Genomic DNA, 20,094 nt, shown 5'->3' with positions numbered 1-20,094 from the left:
CTTTTATCCAAACTCTCCACCATCCTAGAAGAACGACCGGGATCCCTGGAGAGGGGCAGCCTCGCCTTCCGAACTTCTGGATTCGGCATCCGCTATCATGGCTACATTGGGTAAACCCAGAAAACAGCCGGGACAAAGCCCGATAGACAGGTCTCTGCTTGGGCTGAAGTCCTATGGTGCTTTGATTTAAAGTAGAGAGTTGTGTATAGGGTGCAGCGACTGTGAAGTACTTCTGCAGGCGAGTTGGCCGAGGTCGATCTCTCTCCCCGGAAGAGCGTTGGGTTGTTACTGAGGTTCGATTGGCTCAATTGCTCAGGGCAGCGGAAGCCAACTTGCGGGCCAATTCTGAGTTGCGCCAACAGCAGCAGGAGCAGCAAAAGCAACTGGAAGCCGAGCGCCGCCACAGCGAAGCCCTGAGAGACTCGACCGCCGATTTGCGCACCAGCGTGATGGAGCTGCGGGAAGGACAGGCCCTTTGGCAGAGCCATGTGGAAGAGCTGCGCTCTTGTCTGCGGGAGCTGCTCAAGGAACAAAGCGAACTGGTGCAGATTGTTGCCCAGCAGCAGCACATCCTGAAGGATTGTCAGGAAGTCATCCGCGCCATGCTGGAGCAAATGCGAGATGACCACCGGGACTTCCGCTCTGCCATCAGCATCTTGCTGGAGGAGCTGCACCAAACCGTGCGCTGTTTGGTTCTCAAGGCAGGTGGCACCCTACCCAAGCCCGTTCGCCATCCCGAAGTGCCGGAGACGGATCCCGGCTCCCCGCCGACCGATTCGGCCTCGCCTGGGGAAGGCTCTTCGTCCTAGGGATCTTCTGCTCCCCCAAGAGCTATCCCACATCGCCTTCCGGCAGCCACTGTGGCCAAAACAGGCGTAACTCCCTGACCCGCTCCCCTTTGACCAGGAGGGATCCGCCCCCGGAGCGGCTTTGCAGCGGGATCTCGGCAGGAGAGAAGGAGTACACCTGTTCAGACTCTGTGATCACATCCAGTTGCAGATGGGAAGGCCTCTCCAGCTCGGGGGGGAGACCCACCAAGCCCACCAGCACATCCCCTCGGTCGGAGAAGTGAAAGGCCGGCACGCCCACTTGACCCCGCTCCAGGATGGGGATCTCCTCCAGAGGCAAGCGCTTCAGGTGGCCCAACCGGCTGGCCAGAACCAGGATCCCTTGCGGGGGCAGCAGCGCCATACCAACTATTCGCTCGGCGCGCCCCAAACGCAGGGCCGGCGATCCCATAGCCGCTCGACCCATCAGGGGAATCTGTTGGACATCCAGCCGCAGCACCCGTCCCCCTGAAGTAGCCAGGACGACGCTGTAGCCTTGGTGGCCGGGATCCCAAAGGGCTGCCCAGCCCAGCTCATCTCCCTCTTTTAGCTTTAGGACAGTGGATCCCCGTTGGGTGAGGCCCATTAGCTCTGCCAGGGCCAGCCGCTTGATCCGCCCCTGCCGGCTGAGCACCACCAAACTTGCCTTGCCCGGATCCGGATCCAACGTGAAGGTGGCGACGATCGGCTCAGGGTTGGGGAGAAGGGTAACCAGAGGCACCCCCCGTGAGGACCCAGTGCTGAGGGGGATCCCTGCGATGGGCACGGTAAAAGCTTTGCCGCCGGCGGTGAGCACCAAGATTTCCTGCTCCAGCGTGACGCATTCCAGGCCGACCAGCACATCTTCCCCCAGTTCCCGTTGCGCCGGGTTGCTGCGGGAGCGACGGCTAGGCAGAGGCAGGCGGCGCACATAGCCCTTGCGGGTGAATTGCAGCAAGAAGTGGGTCTCTTCCGTCTCTTCGCCGCTGGGGATTTGGGCCACTTCCGCTTCCAGCTCCGAGGCCGAGAGGATCTGGGTGCGCCGGGGATCCCCGAAGATTTTCTTCAAGTGGCGCAGCTCTTTTTTCAAATAATTCAAGAGCTTGCGGCGGTCGCTGAGGAGCCCCTGCAGTTCTTCGATGCGGGTCTGCAACTGGGCGTGTTCCTGGTGCAGCCGTTCCCGCTCCAATCCCGTCAGGCGACGCAGAGGCATGGCCAAAATCGTCTCCGCCTGCTGGGAGGTACAGCCGAGGCGAGCTTGCAATTGGGCTTTGGCCGTGAGGCCATCGGGCGCTTGCCGCAGCAGCTCGATCACCCCCTCCAGATCCGCCAACGCCAGCAACATTCCTGCCACCTCTTCCGCCTTGCGCTGCACCTGCTGCAACTCGGCACGGAACATCCGGTTGAGGGTGGCCTCGCGAAATTGCAAGAAGTGTTGCAGGATGTCCTTGAGGCTCAGCTGCCGCGGTTCCCCGTTCACCAAAGCCAGCAGGATGGCTCCAAAGTTGCTTTGCAAAGGGGTGAGCTTATACAACTGCTGCAAAACCGCCTGCGGGTTGGCCTCTCGCTTCAGCTCCACCACCACGCGAATGCCGCTGCGATCCGACTCATCCCGCAGATCGGCGATGCCGCTGATGCGGTCTTGGTTGGCCAGCTCGGCCACTTTTTCGATCCAAGCGGCTTTGTTCACCTGATAGGGAAACTCGCTGATGACTAGAGCAGGCCGCCGGTGGCGTCCTTTGCCCGGCTGGATCTCCTCAAATCGGGCTACCCCCCGCAGGGTGATGGAACCGCGCCCGGTGAGGTAGGCTTCGCGGATCCCTTGGGTGTCCAGGATTTGGCCGCCGGTGGGAAAATCCGGCCCTGGGATCCACCGCAACAGTTCCTCAGGGCTGAGGTCGGGATGGTCGATCAAAGCCAACAGGCCATCCACCACTTCCCCCAGGTTGTGGGGTGGGATATTGGTGGCCATGCCCACAGCAATGCCGGCAGAGCCGTTGAGCAGCAAAATGGGCAAGCGGGCCGGAAGAACGGTGGGTTCCGCCTGGGATCCGTCGAAATTGGGCATGAAATCGACGATCTCTTCCGACACCTGCTCCAGAAGCGCTGTGTGGCTCAGCTCCGCCAGCCGACACTCCGTGTAGCGCATGGCCGCCGGTGGGTCATCATCCACAGAGCCGAAGTTGCCGTGCCCCGCCACCAGGGGATAGCGGCTGGAAAAGTCTTGCACCATGCGCACCAGCGCGTCATAGACCGCCTGATCCCCGTGGGGGTGATATTTCCCCAGCACATCCCCCACCACCCGTGCGCATTTGCGGTAGGGGCGATCCGGCGTCAGGCCCAGCTCGTGCATGGCGTAGAGGATGCGGCGGTGTACCGGCTTGAGGCCATCCCGCACATCCGGCAAGGCCCGCCCCACGATCACGCTCATGGCGTATTCCAGGTAGGAGCGCTGCATCTCCCCCTGCAAATCGGTCACAATCACCCGACCCAGACGGGATCCCCCATTCGATCCCAATCCCAGTCCGTCGAGAGTCAGTTGCTGAGTCATGGCACAAAGGAGCGGAACGCTTTCCAGGTTACTGTAGCCGTTTCTCTGGTTCTTGCGAGGTGGGATCCCACACTGACAGGGGCTGAGAGACTGGAAATGCTGCTCACTATCCATCGAGTTGTATCCATGCGTTTCTCTGAAAGAGCTCAACCTTTGCTCGTTGTGGTATCGATCGGCGTGGGTCTGGCCCTCACAGGATGGCCAAACTCTGTCCAAATCTTAAGAGGCTGGGTACAACCTCTGTTGGCTTTGCTGCTTTATCTCACTTTCCTGGGCATTCCACTCGCATCTGGGGGAAAGGTTTTTTTTCAGAAACTTGAGCAGGTTAATCGCGCTTCTAAAGCTGTATTGGCAGTGGCGTTGGCCAGTTTGTCGATCAACTTTCTGTGGACTCCGATTTTTGCCTGGGGATTGGGGGCTGTTTTTTTATCGGATCTGCCAGATTTGTGGGTTGGCCTGCTCATGTTGATGGTAACTCCTTGTACGGATTGGTATTTGGTTTTTACAGGGATAGCGGGTGGAAATGTGGTTTTAGCAACGGCCCTGTTGCCCGTTAATTTGGTTCTGCAAGTTTTGCTTTTGCCAGTTTATCTTTTGCTTTTGGCAGGAGATTTAGTCGAATTAAATGTTGAAATTTTATTGTCAGGCTTGTTTTGGATCCTTTTCTTGCCTTTGCTGGCAGCAGCACTCACACAATACTCCATTCGGCAAATCAAAACGGAACGTGGAGAGAGGGGATCCCTTGAAAGCTATCAAGACCGGATTAGCATCATGCAGATTGTGGCTTTGAATCTAGCGATAGTTTTTATTTTTGCCACTGAAGGAAGCATTCTCGCTGAGAATCCAGCCCTACTTTTCAAGCTTCTGCCTCCCATTCTGGTTTTTTTCGCCGTCAACTTCCTCTTGGCTTACCAGGTCAGCCGCTGGCTGGGTTTGGCTTATGAGGAGTGGGTCTGTTTGACCTGTACAACCTTGGCTCGCAATTCTCCGCTTGCTTTGGCCATTGCTGCTTCTGCTTTTCCGCAGCGTCCGTTGATCCTTCTGGCTTTGGTGATCGGCCCCCTGATCGAGCTGCCGGTTTTGACGATTGTTGCCCAGATGCTGTTGCAAATTCGACAGAAGAGATGCTGGAAGCAGGCTCGACGCTAGTTGAGGTGGCGCTCGGCCAATTCTAGCCAACGGGCGGTCCCGGAGTCGATGGCGGCGGTTAAGTCTGCCAGTTTCTGGGCTAACTTTTGCACTTCGCTGTAGCCGCTGGGAGGGTTGCGATAAAGGATCTGCTCAATTTCAGCTTTTTCTGCCTCCATCTGCGGAATTTGGCTTTCAAGCTGCTCATATTCCCGTTTTTCTTTGAAGGAGAGTTTTCTGCTTTGTGGGATCCTATCAAGCTCTTTTTCAGGCTGGGGAATGAGAGGGACAGACTCAGGGCGGGCGGATTTGATCTCACTCTCTTGGCGCTGCTTATGCTCCAGATAAACAGAATAGTTGCCAGGATATTGCCGGATTCGGCCGGATCCCTCAAAGGCGAAGATGCGATTCACGGTGCGATCCAAAAAATAGCGGTCATGAGACACCACGATCACACAACCATTGAATTCTTCCAGATAGTCTTCCAATACTGCCAAGGTTTGCACATCCAGATCATTGGTGGGCTCGTCCAAAATCAACACATTCGGCGCTTGCATCAACACCCTCAACAAAAACAAGCGGCGGCGCTCACCACCGGAAGTGGAGTGGGGCATATTGTTGATTGGGGGGAAAGAGAAAGCGCTCCAACATTTGCGATGCGGTGATCGTCTCCCCATCGGCAGTTTTCACCAGCTCTGCCACTTCTTTGAGGTACTCGATCACCTGTTGGTCGGGGTTGAGGCTGAGATCGTCAGAGTGTTGGTCGAAGTAGCCAATGTGGATGGTGGGGCCAATCTCCACTCGGCCCGCATCTGGAGCCAATTTGCCGATGATGATATTCATCAAAGTCGATTTTCCCGCCCCATTGGGGCCAATAATGCCCACCCGATCATCGGGGGCAAAGGTATAGGTAAAGTCTTGAATGAGGAGTTGGTCGCCGTAGGATTTGTGGATCCCTTCTAGCTCGATCACCTTTTTGCCGATGCGACGCCCGGCGGTCGCAATATCCACTTGTCCCAGAGCTTGCTTGAATTCTTGATTTTGTAGGTCTTCGATGCGCTGTTTGCGGGCTTTTTGCTTGGTGCTGCGGGCTTTGGCGCCTCGTTTGAGCCATTCCAATTCCCGCCGTAAGAGATTGGCATACTTGCGTTGGGATCCCTTTTCGACCGCTTCAGCAGCCGCTTTTTTCTCCAGGTAGTAAGAGTAGTTGCCGCTGTAGGCATACAGATCGCCGCGATCAATTTCCAGAATGCGCTGGGTAACCCGATCCAAAAAATAGCGGTCGTGGGTGATCAGCAGCACTGCCCCAGCAAAACGATTCAAATAATCTTGCAACCATTCCACCGATTCGGCATCCAAGTGGTTGGTGGGCTCATCCATCAGTAGAGCATCTGGCTCTGCCAAGAGGGCTGACGCAATGGCAATCCGCTTACGGTATCCCCCCGACAAATCGCCAACGCGGGCCTGAAAGTCTGCAATGCCCAAACGGCTGAGAATGGTTTTGGCCTGGGTTTCCAGATCCCAAGCGGATTCCACCTCGATACGCTCGCTAATACTGGCCAACTGCGATAACAGACTGGGATCCCCACCTTGATGGGCCAAGCGATGGGAAAGCTCCTCGTAGGCTCGGATCAGGCGCATTTTTTCTCCGGCAGCCGCAAACACCTGCTCCAGCACCGTATGCTCGGGATCCATCTCTGGCTGTTGGGGTAGGTAGATTATCCTCGCCCCAGAACTGACCCAGAGGTCGCCCCCATCGATGGGTTCTAGGCCAGCGATCATCTTGAGCAGTGTGGATTTTCCGGAACCGTTGGTGCCGATGATGCCGACTTTATCGCCTTCTTCTAGGCTGAAACTGGCATTCCTCAGGAGTTCCTTGATGCCAAAATCTTTGCGAACGGAGTTGAGGGTGAACAGGGCCATGGGGGATCAGGATGCTGGGATCTGCAGGATAGGTCTGCAACGATGATACTGTCCGGCTCGATCCTGACTGTTGCAGGACAACAAAAAGGGATCCCCGATCGAGAAGGGATCCCATAAGTGAAAGATCTGCTGGAGAGGATTTAGAGCTTGTACTCCACGCCGCTGGCTTTATCAATAGTGCGGATCACTTCCCAATACTCTTTGTAAGTGATGGTAATGAACTGCTCCCCACCACTCTTGCCAAACTCTTCCGCTAGCTTGGTGCCTTCCCACTTAAAGGTGAAGAAAGCCTCTTTCACTTTTTCCGCCACTTCTGGGTGGAGGTTGTAGACAACTCCATAGGCTGTGGTGGGGAAAGTTTGAGATTTGTAGATGGTGCGAATTTTGCTGGGATCAATCGTGCCCCGCTTGGCCATGCGGGTCATCACGGAGTTGGCAATAGCCGCCGCCTCGTAGTCACCGTTAAACACACCCAAGATAGAGTTCTCGTGGTTGCCTGAGAAGACAGTTTGGTAGTCAACCCCGGGCTCCATGCCAAATTCCCCTTTCAGCAGCGCCGAAGGAGCCTTAAAGCCAGAGTTGGAGGTTTCGCTAGTGAAAGCCAATTGCCGACCGCGCAGATCTTCGATGGATTGGATATCGCTATCGGCAGGAACGATGATCTCCATTTCGTAGCCGAAGCTGCCATCCAAGCTGGCCATCATAGCAAAAGGACGGAAGCCCACCGCATTCACCGCCAAAGGGACAGAGCCGGTGTTAAAGCCGGTCACATGCAGACGGCCCGCCCGCATCGCTTCCAACTGAGCAGCATTGGACTGCACTGGGAAGTATTCCACCTTCTTGCCGGTTAACTCTGCCAAGTGATCGAGAAACTCAGCCCAAACGTTCTTGTAAACTGAGGGATCCTCAACGGGGGTGTAGGCAAAGATCAGGGTATCCGGATTGATCCACTCGTTCGGATCTTCCGGCACATCGGCAATCAAATCGCCATCGCGGTCGCAGAAGCGCACATCCATCTCCGGCGGACGGGGGCAATCTTTGGCCTGGGCATGCACCAGTCCAGACAGGGCTACAGAAGCACCGGCCACGGTGGCAACTAGCCCCACGAGCAAAGAGCGACGGCCTGCCAAGAAAGTTTTCATCATAGTGTCCATTGACTCCTCAATGAGGGCTTAGTGTTTCTTCAAGGAACAGATAGAAAATAGCAGGCTAGAGTTAACTTTTTGTTAAGCGAAGATTCAGAAAAGGTAATCTCCACTCAAAATCCGCAGAATTTCAGAGAGGGATCCCAGTGATTGCTACTGATACGCTGGGTTTACCCGTAGAACTCACTCCCAGGCCCGAATGGCCGAAATGGCCACCAGCAAGCTACCAAAACCGACAACACCCGCCAAAAATGCCCCAAAGTGCCCTTCGGTTTCGGGTAGCTCGTGCTTCAGCACTTGAAAGATTAAAACCCCCGCTACAAAGGCAATGCTGGCGGCTAAGGCTATCTCCGGCAAAATGGCCCTTTGCCCCATCAGCCAACCGACAAAAAGGGATCCGATCAACAGCCAACGCCCTTGGTGCTGAAATAAGTGGGGATGATGCTCAAATAGATCTTTACAGACGATGCTGAGGTGGATAGCCAAAGCGATGGTCAGCAACAGGCAACTGAGCCATTCTTGCACCGTGTGTCTTAGCAAATAACCCAGAATTACGCTGTAGAGCGTAAAGAAACCAATGTGAACGGAAAATATCCTTGGATGCAGCAATGCCTCTTGCTTGGAAGATTGGGCCAGCCCCTCCAACCCATATACCGTAACAATGCCCAGCAACATGAGCAGATGAATGTGTTCAATCAAATAGCCCAACACAGGCACTTCTAGGGGCATCAAGTGTTGTTGCAGCTCCGTCACTTCCGCCAAAAAAGCCGTGAACACATAGGCCAGAGAAATCCCTCCACCCAGAGAGAGCCAGTAGCGCTGCGGAATGTTGTGCAGGAGTTGCTGTAGCCGCCGGGTGAAGAAGATCACCCCAATCAAGGTCAGCAGAAGGAGTAGGCTGAACATCTTGGCACCACAACTTGCAGAACTGTACCCACGTAAATACGCGGAGGAACTCCCTCGCAGATACCTTGGGCCGTCAGGCTGGGAGCTGGATTGATGAACCCTGCAAGAGAAACTCCTCTCTTATTACCCCCGCTCCAGCTGAGAATGCAGCCCATTTTGCCTGAGAGTGGGCTGAGAAACCGCAGATCAACCGCTTTTTCGTCCTCCTTGAAACCATTGACCTTGGCATCATGCTATGAGTTGATGCGACGGGATCCGATACATCAAGCCATGCCCACCCCCCCTATTCACTTTGGCACCGACGGCTGGCGAGCCGTGATTGCCGATGCCTTTACTTTCCAAAACTTGGCCCTTGCCGCCCAGGCCGGCGCCCAAGTGTTGGCCCGCACCTATCCCGGCGAAGGGATCCTGATTGGCTACGACAACCGCTTTCTCTCGGAGCGCTTTGCCGCCCACGCTGCCGAAGTGGTGGCCCGATTGGGGATCCCGGTCTATCTCTCCACCTGTGTGGCCCCAACGCCGGCCTTTAGCTGGGGTGCCAAGGAGCGGGGCTGCCACGGCGCTTTGGTGATCACCGCCAGCCACAACCCCCCCCACTATTCCGGCCTCAAGGTCAAGGGGGGATTTGGCGGATCCGTGCCACCGGAAGTCACTGCCGCCATCGAGCAGGATATGCGCCACCTGCAACCTCTGGGATCCCACAAGGCCCCCATTCACGCCTGGGATCCCTGGCCTGGCTACCTGGCCCAGCTCAGCCGCTTTGTGGATCTGGAAAAGCTCAAAGGATCCCCGGCCAAGATTTGGGTGGATGTCATGTTTGGCTCTGGCGCTGGCGGCCTCAAGCGCCTCTTGGGGGAGAAGGTGATTGAATTGCAGGCGCATCGGGATCCCTTGTTTGGGGGATTTCCCCCCGAGCCCTTGCCCCAAAACCTGCAGGCTTCTGCTCAGATCATCGCGGCGGATCCCGCCCCCTTGAAAATGGGTTTGGTCTTTGATGGAGATGCCGACCGCATTGCCGCCCTGGATGGGCAGGGCCATTTCCTCAGCCCGCAGATCCTGATCCCCATCTTGATCGACCACCTGGCCGGGCGACGCGGCTTGCGGGGCGAGATTGTCAAAACCATCAGCGGCTCCGAACTGTTTGTTAAAGTTGCACAGCACTATGGCCTACCGGTTACGGAAATGCCGGTGGGCTTTAAGTACATCGCCGAGCGCATGATGAGCACAGAGGTGCTCTTGGGTGGAGAGGAATCGGGCGGCATCGGCTACTTGGGCCACATTCCCGAGCGGGATGCCCTGCTTTCGGCCCTGTATCTCATCGAAGCGGTTACGGAAACCGGCCAAGATCTCAGCACCATCTACCGGGCTTTGCAGGAACGGGAAGGGTTCACCTCTGTTTACCTGCGCCGCGATCTCCACCTCGCCGATCAAAATCAACAAACTGAGTTATTCAAACGGCTACAGATGGATCCCCCGGCTGAGATTTTGGGGCAGAAGGTGATCAAACATTTCGACAAAGATGGCCACAAATTCACCCTCGCCGACGGCAGTTGGGTGATGATTCGCGGCAGCGGCACCGAGCCTTTGCTGCGGCTGTACTCGGAAGCCAAAACCCCGGAAGAAGTGAATCGCCTGCTGGATTGGGCAGCCGGCTTGAACAGCACAACAGCTTAATATCCCAGATAATCTTTTGCGCAAAGCTGGATCCCTTTGACTCTTGAGTGCAGAGACTGAGAGGCTGCCAAACTGCGGCAGCCTACAGGGTTGGCCTCTCCCCCCAAGCTCTGCTGAGCAGCATAGGAATGCTCACAGCTTGACCCATCTGCCTCACTTTTACTTGGGTCAAGGGTAAGAACTCTACTTAAAAGTTACGGTGTAAAAGTTACCATAACTGTACCAGAAGTCGCTGGCGGCGCGCCATTGCTCAAGAGAGTAACAGGTGGATTGGTGTAGGTTCCAGGCGTGGGCATCATAGCTGCTTGCTTGACCGATACAGAAACCACGCAGGAGGCGCCTGCGGCTAGGCTTCCGCCCGTGAGAGAAATCGCGGTCGTACCAGCAGTTGCTGTCAGCGTGCCACCGCAGGTGTTTGAGGTAACTGCTGGAGTCGTAATTTGTAACCCTGAAGCCGGAACGTTGGGCAAAATGTCGATGAAACTGAGGCCGGTTATGGGAACAGTTGCAGTGTTCGTAATTGTGAAGACAACAGTTACGACGTTGCCGTTTTGAGTCGAGTTAGGAACAAACTGCTTATTGAACGTTGGAGCAGGAACCGAGATCACTGACAGATTAACAGGTGTGCTTTGAACAGCAGGAGCCTGGTTACTGGTCAGAGTTACGGCAGGGTTAGTATAGGTACCTGTGCCTGCAGCAACAACCTGAACAGTAACTGTACAAGTTGCATTGGCAGCCAGTGTTCCACCGCTTAGAGTGATTAGGGCCGCGCCTGAAGTCGGAGCAAATGATCCACCACAGGCATTGGTGGAGTTGGGCGGATTGGCAACAAACAACCCTGTAGGCAGGTTGTCTGCAAAGTTGAGGCCAGTCAGTTGGATGCCAGAGTTGTTGGTGATTGTGAAGCTTAGGGTTACGGGAGCGTTTGGTGAGGTTGTGGAAGGACTGAAGCTCTTGGTAAACGTCGCCAGGGGGCCTGGAGGCAGGCCAACGATGCTGGGAGAGGGGTTCGGGCTGGGCAGGGGCGGGATCGTCGGCGCCGACACAGGAGGGGGCACAAGAGGGCTGGGCTGGGTGGTGGGAACAGATCCAATCGGAGGAGTGGATGGCAGCCCTACCCCCGTTCCTCCGGGTTCTGTATTCGGGTTTTGCACAGGGATGATTGGCCCTGGCAGCGAGCTGATTGGATTCCCCTCTTTAGTTTGTTGACAAGCTGTTAACAAGCCCAAACACAGGCAAGCCAAAACCCCAGCTACTTTTCCCGTTTTCATTCCCTCATCCTCCTGCCATTCAACTCTCTCGTGGCACAAACCCAAACAGCCTTACTCAGCTCCAGCTTAGGGGGCTTGGGCGCGCGCTTCCAGCCTCAGAGCTTGACCAAATGAATCTCGAATGACCACGATTACCAAAACCCTTTCTCCCGCAGCAACGTTGGTGTTGTAGGCGGCTAGAGCCGCCGGGAAGGTGAAGCCGTTGGTAAGCGTGATCCCGTTGATTCGGTCGTCGTAGCTATTGCCTCTGCCTATCAGCGTATTTCTAAACTGCTCAATTGCCGTCGGCAAAAAGATGCTGGTAATATCCGTGCCGCGACTGATGTTAAAAAACTGAACCTCTACGCTCCTGATCACTCCTGGAGCAAGCAAGCCGCGCAAGGTGATAGTTACAAAGGCGGATCCCACTGGCGGAATGCCAGAAAGCAGCAAAAGATTAAACTCCCCAGCTGGAGCTGGCCGCAAGCTAGGCGGATCCGGTAGGTCGGGCTGGATGGGCGGCGGGGTGATGGGGGCGAAATCCGGACCAGGGCGGAAGGTGATAGGCGTGAGATTGGGGGCAATCGTGGGGGCAACGGCCACAGGAGGAGGCGTGGCACCGCTAGAAGCCAGTAGAGGCGGCACCCCGCTGGTGGTCTCGCTACTGCAGCCGGTAATTAGCGCAACCGAAGCACAGGTTGCCCAAAGAGAGAGGCCGCCACGGCCAAGGGCTGAGCCAAAACGTCGTCTCATCGAAAAATCTCCACTCACTCACACCACAGCAAACGTCTTAGGCAGCGTCCAGCGGGGATCCACCGAGCTTGCTCAAGTCTTATGCATCTGCACAATTTCAAGGGGGATGCCTGCTGTTAGTTCTACTGCATCCTAGAGCGTTGTCAAGCAAGCGGCAGAGCAAATGCAAGAAATTGTTCTGGAAATGGCCCATCCCCTAGATATGGGGTATCATAGCCTCGAGCAGGGGCGGCCAGCTTACCTGTAGCGTTAGGGGTTGGGTGCCTTCTCCCCATTTTGTGTGTGGATTTGCCCAGATTTAAGGTGTGTGAGGAAGTGCCGTATGAACTTCAAAGGTCGCTCGTTGGCGGTTTTGTGTGGAGTCTTGCTGCTAGGCGGCTGCGGAGAAGTTAATGAGTCTCCGACCTTGCCTGGGCCCGTCCAGGTGGATCCGGCTGCCTTTGTCTCGGCCCAGGAGTATCGCTTTACCCCCGGCTCGGTGCTGGAGACCACCAGCCTGCGGCTGGACTATGTCAATCCGAGGTTTGATCGGGGTATCCCTGTGCGCACCAACCCCCTCCAAGGCAGCGGTGAAGCTCGCATCGCCAATGTTGAAGCCCGCATCTTGCCTGTGAACGAGATCCCAGCCACTGAGCTGACGATTGACTCAACTCTTCGCTCCAGCACCCTGGCCATCCAAATTGGGCGAACCACACCGCTGGTGAATCTCATTGCCTTTGGCCCTAATGACGGCAGGCTATCTACGCAATTTAGTATCGCCGGGCTGGTTGCAATTTCGACAAACCCCAATGATCAGCGCATTCGAGTGAACACAACCTTTAGAGCTGCCAGGGAAGGTACTGTCTTGACTCTCACCGTGCGCCGAATCTTGGTGAATAGGAATGGCAACCAAGTTGTCCTAGAGGGAGATTCTTCTCTCATTGTCCGCACCACGGGGGTACTCTATGAAGATCCTGGCCCAGGTGGCAACCCGCCAGCAGGAAGCTTCGTGAACCCAACAGAAGGAGTATCTGCCATTCTCCAGACAGGTAGTTTCTCCGCGAGCTTTGTGGTGCGGCAGCGGGGGGTTGCGGGCGATGGCACTCCTGAGGATGCCTTGGCTCTCTTTGCCCGCCTGAACTTCCGGCCCAACCAGGCGGAGATTGTCTATCGTCTTGCCCAGGTGGGTACGCAGTCGGTGCTGTTTGCTCCGGATCCGACTCGACCGAACATCTTGCCCAACCAGTTGGTGCGCATCCGACGCCTGTTGAACGGTCGTGTTCAAGCGGAGTTTGATCCGGCCAACACCAGCACAGTTCTCAACTTTGTGCAGGTCAGCCCTCCACCGCGACCTTTCCCCACCCCAATTCCTCAGTTACCTGTCCCTACTCCTGGACCGGGTGCTCCAACAGCCTTTGACTACTTTTTCTCATTACGAACTGAAAGGGAAGAAGGCGGGGGTACTCCAGTTGTTTTGCAGGGCATCGTGCCTGCAACGGGGGATTTCGTCTTCCGCACCTTGGCCGGAGCACAGTTATCAGGGCCGTTTAACCGGCTTGACGTAGGGGGTAGCGTTCAAAAGGGAAACCTGAACCTTATCTTTGACTCAACCACTTCTGCGGAACGCATCTCCGGCCAGTGGTTCATAGAACAGGAGTTCCCTACTAACAACCTTGCAGATAGAGAAGGGGCCATTTTGATCATCCGTGGGTTTTTTGAGGGAACTGAGGTGCGGCTGTAACCCAGGCAACCCGTTTGATCCCAGAGCAGGGATCCGCTTTGGCTTGGCCTTTTCCTCGGTCAGAGTTTCGGCAGATCGGCAAGCACCACCTGCGCGCAGTTGTGGCCAGGGATCCCGGTCACTCCGCCTCCTGGGTGCGCCCCTGAGCCGCAGAGGTAAAGGCCGGGAATGGGGGATCGATAGTCGGCCAGGCCGGAGATGGGCCGCAGGTTGTAGCTTTGATCCGGCGTCATTTCCCCGTGAAAAATGCTGCCCCCCACAAGGCCAAAGCGGGCCTCCAGATCCACGGGCGACAACATCTGCCGTGCGATCACGGCGTTTTTAATGTTGGGGGCAAATTGGGCAATTTTGTCGATTACCCGATCGGCAAATTCCTCCCGTAGGCCATCGTTCCAGTCCCGCCCTTTGGGTTGGTAAGGCACAAACTGGCAGAAACAGGAGAGGATGTGCTTGCCTGGGGGAGCCATTGTCGGGTCGGTGGGGGATTGGCTGTAGATCTCGATAAACGGATCCCGGGAAGGGATCCCGTATTTGCAATCATCCCAAGCCCGCTCCAGATAGGCCACCGAGGGAGCAATGTCTACCGTGGCGGAACTGACCACTTCTGGGGGCACTTCAGCAGGGGCCGCCGTGTAGCGGGGCAGTTCCTCCAGGGCCAAGTTGAGCTTGTACACCGGGCCTGAGGTGCGGTAGTGCCGTTCTAGCCGGTCACGCAAGTCTGGGGGCAAAGAGGAGCAGAGTCGCAAAAAGGTGATTTGGGGATGGGCATTGGAGAGAACCGCCCGCGCCCGCACGGTTTCCCCCGATTCGAGGACGACTCCAGTGGCCTGCCCACTCTCCATCAAGATCTCCGCCACTGGAGCAGACGTGCGGATCTCCACCCCCAAGTCCAGAGCTGCCTTGGCCATCGCTTGGGTAATGGATCCCATCCCACCGCGCACATAGCCCCAGACCCCACGCGAGCCAATGGCCCGACCTACCGCATGGACTAGCCAAATGTAGGGCGTACCCGGAGTCATCGGCCCGGCTGAGGTGCCGATCAAAGATTGGGGAGCCATCGCCGCCTTGACCTGCTCCGACTCGAAGAACTCATCCAGGAGATCAGTGGTCGAGAGGAGCATAATGCGGCGGAAATCGTCCTCATACCCGACGGCTGCAAAGCGATCCGCCAGTTGGCCCAGTGAAATCGGCGGCTGCATTAAGGTTGGCTCCACCACCTCGTTCACCCGATCCCAAAACTCCTCCCAGCGGTCGTAGGCTTCCGCATCTTTGCGAGAAAACTTGGCAATTTCCGCCTTGCTCTTGGCACGGTTATCGGCATACAGAAAGAGGTGCTGCCCATCCGGGAAAGGCATGAAGTAGGAAGGTTGCTTGGCGTAGACCTCAAAGCCATAGTCCGGCAGGCGCAAATCGCGAATGATCTCCGGGCGCAGCAAACTACAGGAATAGGAAGCCACCGACACGCGAAAGCCCGGGTGAATTTCTTCCGTAATGGCAGCACCACCAACGGTGTGATAGCGCTCCAGCACCAGCACTTTTTGCCCCGCTTTGGCCAAATAGCAAGCGCTCACCAGCCCGTTGTGGCCGGCCCCAATCACCACCGCGTCGTAGCTCATCAACAATCCTTCTGCAAACGCTTCTGATACATTTACGCTGAACACTGCTGAGCATTACTGCTCAGCGGTGAAGCGATAGCATTCTGTCCGTCTCCGTTGTCGCTACGCGACGCTAACGCGACCGCGTCAGCGGGACGGAGTCCATTCGCGTCAGCGGGCCGGAGGCCGAACAGAAAGGCGGTATCCCGCAAAGCTCTGAGCATAACACCCAGAGCGCCTTGCCAATCTCGTGGTAGCCTATGGTTGCACTTTGGGCATCTAAACACCTTTGCGCCACCCAACTTGGTGTGGATGTGCCCGCACTTGGTACAGGTTTTGCTGGTGTACGCTTCCGATACTTCCACGACAACCACGTTTTTCTTCTTGGCTTGAAACTTCAGGGACTGCTTGAACCGGTAGTGCGCCCAGGTGAGCATCGCCCTTGCTGTCTTGCTACCAAACTTCCTCCCTGCCTTGGCAACCATCTTGGCTGACTCGAAAGTGGGGAGGAATATCAATCGGTAGTTATCCGTTAGGAACACCGCTACCTTGCGATGGCACTCGTCCACCAAGTTCCTGATTCTCTCCCGCAGACGAAACGCCGCTTGCCGCATTCGCCTACGCTTGGGTCTCGGTGCTTTACTCAGCCTAGACTGCAGATCGTCTAGGTGGTAGCACAGCCGAACGATCCTGCCAAAGTCCCCCTTGGCGATATCTACAAAGCCCGCCCCATCAAACCCTGTAAGGAAGCTTCTTACTCCAGGATCAAGTGCAACAACCCCCTTTGCTAACGAACACTGCTCGTTCACGGGCTCAGGAAAGATGGCATACCATCTGTCTTTCACCCGCATTAGCTCAGTTCCACGTGCCCATTCTCTGGGCATCTCCTCGGATGCACGGAACGCCAAACCTCGGGTGAGTTTCGGATACCACGTCCCATTGCGAAAGTTGCCGGCGTTGAATTGCAGCGTATGCGACCTGTCCCGCACACTGCGAAACCTCGCGTCTTTGCTTCGGCGAAACGCCAACCACGCCTCGACGACCGCGTTCTGCTTGATGTGACAGGGGGTGTCTTTCACCCACTCAGGCAGGTCGGAGCGCAGGATGATGTCCCGCAGCTTTCTGGCCGTTTTTGGGGCACCATGCTGACGCTGATAGGCAATCGCTTGGTTGTAGCAGTACCGGCACGCCGCTTGCCACCGCTTCCAGACTTTAGCCAGCGCCAGCTCTGGATAAATCCGTATCTTTCTCGATTGCAGCCCGATATTTTCTGAGTCCGTAGAGCCGACTGCTGAAGCAGTGCAGGATGGTGAGGATATCCTCAACCAGTTCCTGTTGGGGAGAAAGGTGATCGTCATCGAGAACCAAGATTTCGCACCCGTATTGACGGCAGTACCATTCAACGAACTCAAATCCAAACCGGCAGAGTCGATCCCGATGAGCGACCACAATTGTTCCGACATCTCCTGTACGAACTCGCTCCAATAAGGCAAGGAACTTTGGTCTTTTGAAGTCGAGACCGCCGCCAATCTCTCCGACCACTTCGGCTCCAGGATAGAGGCTAACCAGTTTTGCAATCTGTCTCTCCAAGTCTGGCTTCTGCCCTCGGCTGCTGACTCGGGCGTACAAAACGACTCGTTTGGCTTTCTTTGGCGTTCTGATGTAGCTGTCGAGGTCATACCTTCTTGCCCTACCAGATGGAGTACGTATTGCTTTGATCCAGCCTTTCTGTTCCCATCGCCTCAAAGTGTGGAGACACACCCCGAAATAGTCCGCCGCTTCTCTCGGTTTTACATACCTAGCCATACCAAGCAGCCATACTGAACATACTGTACATTATTTTCAGTATAGTCCAGCTTATCATTGACTAGAGTCATGCTCTATTGAGGAGAGCTCTTCCGTGGATCCCGTCACGTCAGACCCCAACACCCCTTCCAAATCCACCAAGCTGCCGTTGAAGTGGTCGGCAAAACGGCGGGCAATCTCCGCCAGCTCCTGGGTTAGCTCGAAGGACTGCCCACCGTGCAGGGTGTCGCGGCGCTCTGCACGACTTGGAGAATCGGTCGCGACAGCGGTGCGGAGCACTTTGTTCGCACCGGCAGGAAAAAGTCCTTGGGTTGCCAAGCCGGCCACCTTGGGGCCACCCATAGGATTGTCCCGCTCAGGCTCTGGCGAAGGTGGGCTGGAGTCAGAAGGGGAATGTTGCTGTCGCTGGGCAAGGCCGTGGCTCTGCGGTTCTGCTCTGGGCTCCCTTGAGGAAGCACGACTGTTGGTGCTATCGCTCTGCAACCCCGGCGTGGTGACAGGATCTGGGGGGGCGGGGGGCAGGTCTGTTTCTCGGCTGAGCAGTGCCGAGGACTCCGCACCGCTGACGCGAATGGAAACATGCGGCCCGCTGGAGCGCTGCACAATCAAGTTGAGCTGCACAGGGCGCTGCAGCAGGTTGTGGAGCACCGACCGCAGTTCGGCTTCTTTGCTGCGCACTTTTTCCACCAGACCCTTGCTGGGAAAGGCGAGGGTAATTGCTTCAGGAGTCTCTTGGTGCAGGTGGCCGGATCCCATCAGAGCCTTGGTGAGGGGAGAGAGGCGCTTGAGGAACTCGTCCCAGTGGGGGCGCAGCAGCTTGACTGTGGCGGCGTCCCTTGCCGGTTCTCTGGGCTGCTCCGAGGACTCCGTCCGAGTAGCGCGATCTGCCTTCTGGCTCGACGCAACAGCAGGGGAGGCTGAAGGCCCAACAGTTAATTCATCTATCTCACCAACAGTTGATGGGCTTGATGGGCTGATGGTCGCAGCAGGGGCCGGAGGGGCTGTCCCGTCCGGGGGAGTTCTCTGGGGTGCAGGAGATAGGTCAAGGGCTGGGAAAGGACTCCGTTCCGCTGAATCCTCAGCCACCATGCTTGGGCGCAGCTGGCCCAGCAGATCCACTAGGGCAATTTCCAACCACAGTTGGGGCTGTCCGCTTTGACGAATTTGCGGCTCACACTGGCGCAGATGGCTCTGGGCTGCCAGCAGTATCTCCACCGAGTAGCGAGGGGCCCGTTGCTGCAGGGCTGCCCAGGTGGAGTCCGTTACAGCCACCAACTCCCGTTGCTGGGGGGCTGTCTTGACCAGCAGCAGATCCCGGTAAAGGGCCACCAAGTTCTGCAACAGGGCTAAGGGCTCTTTGCCCCGCTCCAACAATTGCCGAGTTTGGCTGAGCACCGCCTGCACATCCTGAGCCAGCAGCGCATCCATCAGAGCCAAAAGCTGCTGTTCCGGGATCCCGCCCACCAAGTCCCAAACCGCCTCCGGGGTGATGGATCCTTCCAAGAGGCTGAGCTGGTCCAGCAGGCGTTCGGCGTCCCTCAGGCCCCCTTGGGAAAGTTGGGCCACCAGTTGCAGCGCCTCCGGCGTGATAGGGATCCCTTCTTGGGCGGCGATCTTGCCCAGGTGGGCCACCATGTCGTCGAGGGGGATGCGGCGGAAGTCAAACCGCTGACAGCGGGAAACAATGGTGGGCAAAACCCGCTGCGGGTCAGTGGTGGCCAGGACAAATACCACGCGGGGGGGCGGCTCTTCAAGAGTTTTCAGCAAGGCGTTGAAGGCCGCATTGCTGAGCATGTGGCACTCGTCGATGACATAGACTTTGTAGCGGCTGTTCACCGGGGCAAACTGGGCCCGCTCGATCAGCTCGCGGATGTTGTCTACGCCGGTGTTGCTGGCCGCGTCAATCTCGAGAACATCCAGGGAGGCTCCCGCAGTGATGGCGCGGCATTGGCTGCACGCCTGGCAGGGATCCGGCGTCGGCCCCTGTTCACAATTCAAGGACTTGGCCAAGATGCGGGCGCTGGAGGTTTTTCCCGTGCCCCGCGGCCCGCAGAACAAATAGGCAGGTGCCACCCGCCCCAGCCGGATGGCATTGGCCAGCGTTTGCACCACCGCTCCTTGGCCGACCACATCGGCAAAGCGCTGCGGGCGGTATTTTAAATGCAGGGGTTCATAGTTGCCAGCGGTGGCCATTTCCGGGATCTCCAAGCAAGCAGCGCCCCAACCGGAACCGCGCAAGAGCTCTGCTCTGCTGACGCGATCCCACCGGGGCTCCCCTATTCTGGCTTCTCGATGGCGGGATCCCTCCCTGCCCATCAAGAGCAGGGCTGGACACCAGGGGGGGAGACCGGCAGAGCTTTTGTGCTCCGCTCCGCTGAGGACTTGGGATCCCGGCGACGCAGAGAGGGAAGCTGGATCCAGCCGGGCGAGTCGAGCTGATCCATGTGCTGCACGCGGTAGCTGAGCTGGTACAACTCCTTCCTAAGCTGGCGATTCTCGGCCTGGATGGCGGCGATGCGCTCGCGAATGGGCTGAAGGCGGGCCTGCAGCTTGCGCCGGTAGAGCTCTGGCAACTCTTGAATCATCTGCTCCAGCAACTGCTTCTCTTGGTAAAGCTGCTCGATCTCCGCCTCATAGCTGCGAATTTGCCGGTGTTGCTTTTCTTGGCGCAGCTCCAGAAGGTCTATCTGGCCCTGCAAGATGCGATTGCGCTCTCGCAAAAGCTGGATTTCCCGCTCCCGCGCGGCCAGAGCTTGAGCAAACTCCGTCTCGCCAACGCAGCCTGCTTCCTGCATCGTTTCTCCCTCAACCCACCCGTACATGGCTACCCTCCGTCC

Annotated in this window: 14 protein-coding genes and 1 pseudogene; 4 read left to right on the top strand and 11 right to left on the bottom strand. The window is 56.9% G+C overall.

Annotation, left to right across the window (positions count from 1 at the left end):
- Window positions 1-221: 221 nt before the first annotated feature.
- Complete coding sequence (locus tag ACVWY9_RS06685) at window positions 222-809, top strand: hypothetical protein (protein ID WP_457387858.1); 588 nt, start codon at window positions 222-224, stop codon at window positions 807-809.
- A gap of 22 nt (window positions 810-831) precedes the next feature.
- Here the strand turns inward: ACVWY9_RS06685 and ACVWY9_RS06680 are convergent, their stop codons facing one another.
- The gene (locus tag ACVWY9_RS06680) at window positions 832-3,357 is read right to left on the bottom strand and encodes a DNA gyrase/topoisomerase IV subunit A (protein WP_457387857.1); all 2,526 of its coding nucleotides are present in this window, start codon (window positions 3,355-3,357) and stop codon (window positions 832-834) included.
- Between the two features lie 126 nt (window positions 3,358-3,483).
- Between ACVWY9_RS06680 and ACVWY9_RS06675 the strand changes: the two genes are divergently transcribed.
- Complete coding sequence (locus ACVWY9_RS06675; RefSeq protein ID WP_457387856.1) at window positions 3,484-4,506, top strand: arsenic resistance protein; 1,023 nt, start codon at window positions 3,484-3,486, stop codon at window positions 4,504-4,506.
- On the opposite strand, the pseudogene ACVWY9_RS06670 reads toward ACVWY9_RS06675, so the two are convergent.
- The 3 genes and pseudogenes from ACVWY9_RS06670 to ACVWY9_RS06660 form a co-directional block, all read right to left on the bottom strand.
- A pseudogene (locus ACVWY9_RS06670) lies at window positions 4,503-6,408 on the bottom strand (ABC-F family ATP-binding cassette domain-containing protein). The gene ACVWY9_RS06675 and the pseudogene ACVWY9_RS06670 sit on opposite strands and share 4 nt — an antisense overlap.
- 140 nt (window positions 6,409-6,548) lie before the next feature.
- Window positions 6,549-7,553 carry a phosphate/phosphite/phosphonate ABC transporter substrate-binding protein gene (phnD, locus tag ACVWY9_RS06665; protein WP_011431683.1) on the bottom strand — a complete coding sequence of 335 codons (1,005 nt, stop codon included), beginning with the start codon at window positions 7,551-7,553 and terminating at the stop codon, window positions 6,549-6,551.
- A gap of 183 nt (window positions 7,554-7,736) precedes the next feature.
- Window positions 7,737-8,459 (bottom strand): hypothetical protein, encoded by a 723-nt coding sequence (locus tag ACVWY9_RS06660; protein ID WP_011431684.1) that lies wholly within the window; start codon window positions 8,457-8,459, stop codon window positions 7,737-7,739.
- Window positions 8,460-8,729: 270 nt separating this feature from the next.
- Between ACVWY9_RS06660 and ACVWY9_RS06655 the strand changes: the two genes are divergently transcribed.
- Window positions 8,730-10,133 carry a phosphoglucomutase/phosphomannomutase family protein gene (locus ACVWY9_RS06655; RefSeq protein WP_457387855.1) on the top strand — a complete coding sequence of 468 codons (1,404 nt, stop codon included), beginning with the start codon at window positions 8,730-8,732 and terminating at the stop codon, window positions 10,131-10,133.
- A 194-nt stretch (window positions 10,134-10,327) separates the two neighbouring features.
- Here the strand turns inward: ACVWY9_RS06655 and ACVWY9_RS06650 are convergent, their stop codons facing one another.
- Window positions 10,328-11,404: a DUF7933 domain-containing protein gene (locus tag ACVWY9_RS06650; RefSeq protein ID WP_457387854.1), complete on the bottom strand. Its 1,077-nt coding sequence runs from the start codon at window positions 11,402-11,404 to the stop codon at window positions 10,328-10,330.
- A gap of 66 nt (window positions 11,405-11,470) precedes the next feature.
- Window positions 11,471-12,136, bottom strand: a complete 666-nt coding sequence (locus ACVWY9_RS06645; RefSeq protein WP_457387853.1) for a hypothetical protein — start codon at window positions 12,134-12,136, stop codon at window positions 11,471-11,473.
- A gap of 322 nt (window positions 12,137-12,458) precedes the next feature.
- On the opposite strand from ACVWY9_RS06645, the gene ACVWY9_RS06640 reads away from it, so the two are divergent.
- Window positions 12,459-13,856, top strand: coding sequence for a hypothetical protein (locus ACVWY9_RS06640; RefSeq protein ID WP_457387852.1), 1,398 nt, complete (start codon window positions 12,459-12,461; stop codon window positions 13,854-13,856).
- Window positions 13,857-13,915: 59 nt separating this feature from the next.
- Here the strand turns inward: ACVWY9_RS06640 and ACVWY9_RS06635 are convergent, their stop codons facing one another.
- From ACVWY9_RS06635 to ACVWY9_RS06615, 5 genes are all read right to left on the bottom strand, one after another.
- Window positions 13,916-15,472 (bottom strand): phytoene desaturase family protein, encoded by a 1,557-nt coding sequence (locus tag ACVWY9_RS06635; protein ID WP_457387851.1) that lies wholly within the window; start codon window positions 15,470-15,472, stop codon window positions 13,916-13,918.
- A 32-nt stretch (window positions 15,473-15,504) separates the two neighbouring features.
- Entirely contained in the window at window positions 15,505-16,776 is a 1,272-nt protein-coding gene (locus ACVWY9_RS06630) for an RNA-guided endonuclease InsQ/TnpB family protein (RefSeq protein ID WP_457387881.1), read from the bottom strand.
- Window positions 16,664-17,257, bottom strand: coding sequence for an IS607 family transposase (locus ACVWY9_RS06625; RefSeq protein WP_457387850.1), 594 nt, complete (start codon window positions 17,255-17,257; stop codon window positions 16,664-16,666). Before ACVWY9_RS06625 ends, ACVWY9_RS06630 begins: the two co-directional genes overlap by 113 nt.
- Window positions 17,258-17,311: 54 nt before the next feature.
- Window positions 17,312-19,450, bottom strand: a complete 2,139-nt coding sequence (locus tag ACVWY9_RS06620; RefSeq protein ID WP_457387880.1) for a DNA polymerase III subunit gamma/tau — start codon at window positions 19,448-19,450, stop codon at window positions 17,312-17,314.
- A gap of 122 nt (window positions 19,451-19,572) precedes the next feature.
- Window positions 19,573-20,079 carry a hypothetical protein gene (locus ACVWY9_RS06615; protein ID WP_457387849.1) on the bottom strand — a complete coding sequence of 169 codons (507 nt, stop codon included), beginning with the start codon at window positions 20,077-20,079 and terminating at the stop codon, window positions 19,573-19,575.
- Window positions 20,080-20,094: the final 15 nt, after the last annotated feature.

The sequence above is a fragment of the Thermostichus sp. OS-CIW-31 genome (assembly GCF_054060305.1).
The sequence above is the reverse complement of the archived record's forward strand: the minus strand, read 5'-3'. Positions and strand labels throughout refer to the sequence as shown.

What these genes read in the sequence shown, in the direction of transcription:
- ACVWY9_RS06645 (WP_457387853.1), bottom strand. Translation starts at nt 12,136, where the DNA reads ATGAGACGACGTTTTGGCTCAGCCCTTGGCCGTGGCGGCCTCTCTCTT.
- ACVWY9_RS06615 (WP_457387849.1), bottom strand. Translation starts at nt 20,079, where the DNA reads ATGTACGGGTGGGTTGAGGGAGAAACGATGCAGGAAGCAGGCTGCGTT.
- ACVWY9_RS06655 (WP_457387855.1), top strand. Translation starts at nt 8,730, where the DNA reads ATGCCCACCCCCCCTATTCACTTTGGCACCGACGGCTGGCGAGCCGTG.
- ACVWY9_RS06650 (WP_457387854.1), bottom strand. Translation starts at nt 11,404, where the DNA reads ATGAAAACGGGAAAAGTAGCTGGGGTTTTGGCTTGCCTGTGTTTGGGC.
- ACVWY9_RS06635 (WP_457387851.1), bottom strand. Translation starts at nt 15,472, where the DNA reads ATGAGCTACGACGCGGTGGTGATTGGGGCCGGCCACAACGGGCTGGTG.
- ACVWY9_RS06625 (WP_457387850.1), bottom strand. Translation starts at nt 17,257, where the DNA reads ATGGCTAGGTATGTAAAACCGAGAGAAGCGGCGGACTATTTCGGGGTG.
- ACVWY9_RS06675 (WP_457387856.1), top strand. Translation starts at nt 3,484, where the DNA reads ATGCGTTTCTCTGAAAGAGCTCAACCTTTGCTCGTTGTGGTATCGATC.
- phnD (WP_011431683.1), bottom strand. Translation starts at nt 7,553, where the DNA reads ATGATGAAAACTTTCTTGGCAGGCCGTCGCTCTTTGCTCGTGGGGCTA.
- ACVWY9_RS06660 (WP_011431684.1), bottom strand. Translation starts at nt 8,459, where the DNA reads ATGTTCAGCCTACTCCTTCTGCTGACCTTGATTGGGGTGATCTTCTTC.
- ACVWY9_RS06680 (WP_457387857.1), bottom strand. Translation starts at nt 3,357, where the DNA reads ATGACTCAGCAACTGACTCTCGACGGACTGGGATTGGGATCGAATGGG.
- ACVWY9_RS06640 (WP_457387852.1), top strand. Translation starts at nt 12,459, where the DNA reads ATGAACTTCAAAGGTCGCTCGTTGGCGGTTTTGTGTGGAGTCTTGCTG.
- ACVWY9_RS06620 (WP_457387880.1), bottom strand. Translation starts at nt 19,450, where the DNA reads ATGGCCACCGCTGGCAACTATGAACCCCTGCATTTAAAATACCGCCCG.